Origin of the sequence: uncultured Rikenella sp. (assembly GCF_910579375.1) — a bacterium.
GTDB lineage: Bacteria > Bacteroidota > Bacteroidia > Bacteroidales > Rikenellaceae > Rikenella.
The window spans coordinates 1-3,765 of the sequence record NZ_CAJTUJ010000177.1 but is presented as its reverse complement, the minus strand read 5'-3'; the positions used below and the strand labels follow the sequence as shown (position 1 = coordinate 3,765).

At 62.8% G+C, this 3,765-nt stretch carries 3 protein-coding genes; all 3 read left to right on the top strand.

Annotation, left to right across the window (positions count from 1 at the left end):
• Window positions 1-446 precede the first annotated feature (446 nt).
• The gene (locus QZ302_RS09300) at window positions 447-659 is read left to right on the top strand and encodes a hypothetical protein (protein ID WP_294594728.1); all 213 of its coding nucleotides are present in this window, start codon (window positions 447-449) and stop codon (window positions 657-659) included.
• A gap of 612 nt (window positions 660-1,271) precedes the next feature.
• Window positions 1,272-2,036 (top strand): 3-deoxy-manno-octulosonate cytidylyltransferase, encoded by a 765-nt coding sequence (gene kdsB, locus QZ302_RS09295; protein WP_294594727.1) that lies wholly within the window; start codon window positions 1,272-1,274, stop codon window positions 2,034-2,036.
• Window positions 2,037-2,047: 11 nt separating this feature from the next.
• On the top strand, window positions 2,048-3,367 hold the full coding sequence (locus QZ302_RS09290) for a CinA family nicotinamide mononucleotide deamidase-related protein (protein WP_294594725.1): 1,320 nt from the start codon (window positions 2,048-2,050) through the stop codon (window positions 3,365-3,367).
• Window positions 3,368-3,765 lie beyond the last annotated feature (398 nt).

Below are 3,765 nucleotides of genomic sequence, written 5' to 3'. Positions count from 1 at the left end.
GTTGGGCTGGAATCTGGGCCGAAAGCGAGTAGCTGAGTCCCCGTGTCAACGGTCGGCCCGCAGCCCCCGGATGCGGAGGGGACGCACAGCGTCTTTTACTGGCCGCCTCGGCCTTAATATTCGTTCTCCGCTGGCTACGGCCGAGAACGCACCTCGCAGAATGGGGGCGGTTGAATGGGTTGTGCTTTTGCGGTTCGTAGAACCGCCGGGCCTGCGCGCTGGGACTTCGGCCCACCCCAGGAGCGCGCAGCCCGAATCTGACAGGAAAGGGCATTGTCAAACGGGTCGGACGCCCAGGAGATGCTATCATGGGGTAGAGGCGGTCAGTAAAAGACGCTGTGCGTCCCTCCCGAGGGGAGGCGTCCGGCCCGCGCGGCTCTTTGAACCGCAGGAGCACAACTAGGGTAGAAGCTGCCGGTTGTTAGGTAGTTCCAGCCAGCTTTTGAATGCTGAGCGGCACCGTCCCGGGCTACCGCGACGCAGGAAACGAGAGACGATTGGGCGATCTGATGAGCGTGGGCCACAGCGGATATAGCTGGGCTTCCACGGCCAGCGGCATCAGTGGCAGTATGTACTTAGGTTTCCACGTGACAGGGCTCAATCCCTGCAGCACGGTCAGCCGCGGCTACGGTTTTCAGTTGCGTTGCCTCTCGGAATAAACGGAGGAGAAGTACTCGCGGTGGGCAAGGGGCTGGAATTACCCTAATATAGGTGACTCTACCCTATTTCAATTTGACTTTGCGGTCGGAGCCAGCGGGGGCCAAACGAGCATCGCGAGTGGCGGCCCTACGCCGGGGGTGGCTCCGGCCCGCGCGGTTCTACGAACCGCAGAAGCACCGCACAATTTTCTGAACTTCGGCCTGTCGCCCCCCCGAGCGGCAAAGCTGCTGGGCGAACAGGCCGGCGGTTCGTAGAACCGCGCTAATCGCTCTTAGCCTATAACAGTTTGCCGCCAGCGGAGGCGAAACGAGCTCCGCCGAGTTGCAGCCCGCCGCCTACCGGGCGGCGGACTGCGCAGCTCGAAGCGCCGCAAGAGCATAGCCCATTTCTATTAACAATTCGTCCTCGGGCGCACTACTCGCTCTCAGTTCAAGTGGGTCGAAGCCTGCGGGGTTTGGGGTAGAGGCTGGCAGCAAAAGACGCTGTGCGTCTCTCCGCGGTCGGAGGCTTCGGCCCGCGCGACCCGTTGGGTCGCAGAAGCACAGCTAAAAGCACTACCCCGTGCCCGCTCCACCTCCTTTCGAACCTTCGAAATAAACACAAGCAAACACATGAAATACTTAGCCCTGATCCCCGCACGGTACGCCTCGACCCGGTTCCCCGGGAAACCGCTGGCCGACATTCATGGAAAACCCATGATCCAGCGCGTCTACGAACGATGCCGGGGGGTGTTCGGCGAGCCCTGCTACGTCGCTACGGACGACTCGCGGATCGAGCAGGCCGTCGCCGCGTTCGGCGGAAAAGCCATCATGACCTCCACCGCGCACCGGTCGGGCACTGACCGGTGCGCCGAAGCGCTCGACACCGCAGAACGCCTCACCGGCGAACGGTTCGACGTCGTGGTCAACATCCAGGGCGACGAACCGTTCATCGCCGTCGAACAGCTCGAACAGATCCGCCGCTGCTTCGACGATCCCGCCACACGGATCGCCACGTTGGTCAAACCGTTCGGGCCCGACGAAGATATCCTCAACCCCAACTCGCCGAAAGTCGTCCTTTCGACTACAGGCGACGCGCTCTACTTCAGCCGCAGCCCCATCCCCTTCCTGCGCGGCGTGCCCCGCGAGGAGTGGCAGGCGCGACACACCTACCTGAAACACATCGGATTATACGCCTACCGCAGCGACGTGCTCCGGGAGATCACCCGCCTCGCCCCGTCGACGCTCGAACAGGCCGAATCGCTCGAACAACTGCGATGGATCGAAAACGGCTACCCGATCCGCACGGCGGTGACACACGCCGAAACCCACGCCATCGATACGCCGGAAGACCTGCAACGGGTGCTCGATCTCTTTCCGACGGAAGACACGAAATAAACTGAGAACCAATGGTTAGCATCGAATTAATTACGGTGGGCGACGAGCTGCTCATCGGACAGGTGGTCGACACCAACTCGGCTTGGATCGGTCGCGAACTCGGCAACATCGGGGCGCAGGTCGACCGGATCGTCTCGGTACACGACACGGCGGAAGAGATTGCGGGAGCTGTCCGAACGGCTCTGGAACGGGCCGACGCGGTTATCCTGACGGGCGGACTCGGGCCCACGCGGGACGATATCACGAAACGGACGTTGGCCGGGCTGTTTTCGGAGGGAAAGATGGTGCGGGACGAGGCGGTTTTCGAACAGGTGCGCCGGATGACGACCGAACGGAGCATGGCGTTCAACGCGCTGAATCAGGCCCAAGCCGATGTGCCGGAAGGGTGCACGGTACTGCCCAACCGGCTGGGGACGGCTCCCGGGATGCTCTTCGAACGGGAGGGCGCAGGAGGAGGGCAGAAACTCGTCGTCTCGCTGCCGGGGGTGCCGTTCGAGATGAAAGCGTTGGTCGAAGAGCAGGTGATTCCGCAGATTCGCAGGCACTTCGCGTTGAGGGCTGTGGTACACCGCACGATGATGACTTTCGGACTGGCGGAGTCGGCGCTGGCGACGACCATCGCGCCGTGGGAAGAGGCGTTGCCGGAGTGGCTCCATCTGGCTTACCTGCCCAATCCGAGGGGGATTCGGCTGCGGTTGTCGGCCTATGATGTCGAACCGCAAACGGCACGAGAGGAGATCGAGGCGCGATTCCGGACGCTCGAAGGGTATATCGCGCCGTATCTGTTAGGGTATGAACCGGCTTCGGTGGAGTCGGCGGTGGCGAAGCTACTGGCGGAGCGGGAGGCGACGCTGGCGGTGGCGGAGTCGTGCACAGGAGGAGCCATATCGGCCCGGATCACGGCTCTGGCGGGGGCATCGGAGTACTATCTCGGGGGGGTGACCTCGTACAGCAATACGGCGAAAACGGCGATGCTGGGGGTCTCGGCGGCCGACATCGAACGACATGGGGCGGTGAGCGAGACGGTGGCGCGCCAAATGGCGGAGGGAGCTTTGCGGCGGTTCGGAGCGGATTTTGCCGTCTCGACGACGGGGGTGGCGGGGCCGGGAGGCGGAACGCCGGAAAAATCGGTGGGCACGGTCTGGATGGGGTTGGCATGGCGGGAGCCGGCTGCGGATTCCGAACCGCAGGTGCAGAGTTTCGCCCGGTTGATGCGGTTCGGTGAGTTGCGCGAACAGAACATCGAACGGGCGGCGACGCATGCGCTGAACATGTTGCGTCTCCACTTGCTGGGCTTCCCGGAGGCGTTCCAACAGACGGGGATGCTGTAACGAAGCCGGGTGGCGTGCGGACAGAGGGTTGGACTGAGCTGCCGTACGTTACTTGGGGTAGAGGCGGCCAGCAAAACGCCCGGCGGACGCCTTCGCGCCACGGCGGGCGGCCTTTATTATTTCAAGTAACTGCGCGTGGCATAGGGTTGGGCCGTCGGTAGCTTGAGGATACGTCAGCATCCGTCTAAAGTTTTTCTGGTTCTCTTTGTTCACAAAGAGAACAGTTTTAGGCGGGTCAAAGCTCGACCCGCGCGCGACTGCTGGAGTAGGAAATCATTCAAAGCGCAAGACGCTTTGAATAAGATTTCCGCCAGCGCGCGGACAAAGAACGAGGGTAGAGGCGGCCTTGGGGTAGAGGCTGCCATTTGCCCACCGCGGGCACGCGGGGCCTGCCCGGC